General features: G+C 66.1%; 1 protein-coding gene. It reads right to left on the bottom strand.

Annotated elements, in window-relative coordinates; translation table 11 throughout:
- The coding region (locus tag G3N94_RS41695; protein ID WP_205799957.1) for a hypothetical protein at positions 1–1,040 on the bottom strand (1,040 nt) is incomplete at both ends.

Genomic DNA, 1,040 nt, shown 5'->3' on the forward strand with positions numbered 1-1,040 from the left:
GCCCTTGATCTGCGCGTTACTGTCAATCGAGACTGGAACCTCGCCGTTGCTCAGCAGCGGCGCGCGCAGACTGACCGTGCCGCCCGAAAGACCGCCCGCGGTGCCGCCACGCACGTCGATGTTTGCCTGCGGACCGATCGTGATGGCACCCGTGGCCAGATATTTTCCGTCGGAACTGGGTGTCGTTCTGGCGGCCGAGATGCTTTCATAGCCGTAGGTACCGTTGTAGGCCGTGCCCGACACCGGATCACTCAACGACGGATCGAATACCGCGCTCGTGCCGATTTCAACCCTGCCCCCGCGCTGCCACGGATTGATCGTCTTGCCACCGTCCGTGGTCGCAATCGCGCTGAGCGTCCCCTCGACGTCGACACCGCTCTTGCCATAGAGCCGGATCGTGCCGCCCGCCACACCCGACGCATTGATCGTCCCGAGAATCGTCACATTGCCGTCAGTCGTGTCGACCTGCTTGCCGGTACCACCATCCGCGACCAACGATACCGTATGGGCCGTCAGCGAATTGCCCGGTGACAGCGTCAGGTTGCCCGCCTTGGTATGAACCGTGATTGCGCTGTTCACGCCACTCGAAGCGAGCGTCGTCGCCAGGCTGTCCAGGTTGGCCGCACCGCCCGTGTCGAGCGAGAACGCGCCGCCCGTGTAGCCTGCTGCCGCACCGCCCTTGATCGTGCCGTTCAGGTTCACCACCTGCTGCTGCGCCGACAGCGTCAGGCTGCCTGCCGCACCGCCACCGTTCGCGCCCGAGAAGTCGAGTGTCGAGCCCGATTGCACGTCCACCGTGCCGTGGTCCGCGGTCAATGTGATCGACCCCGCCGGCGCATACCGTGTCACGTCGAAGAACTGCTTCGACACGCCGGCCGAACTCACGGTCGCGCCGCTGCCGATCGTCAGGTTCCCGCTCGTCGCTTCCAGGCTCAGGTTGCCGGCCGGCGCGGCAAGCGTCGCGCCGTTGTCGGCGAGCGTGCCGCCGACGAAGCTGAATGCGCCACCCACCGGCGTCTTCGTCAATGCGGTGCCGGTCG

The organism is Burkholderia sp. Ac-20353 (assembly GCF_017104785.1).
Lineage (GTDB): Bacteria > Pseudomonadota > Gammaproteobacteria > Burkholderiales > Burkholderiaceae > Burkholderia.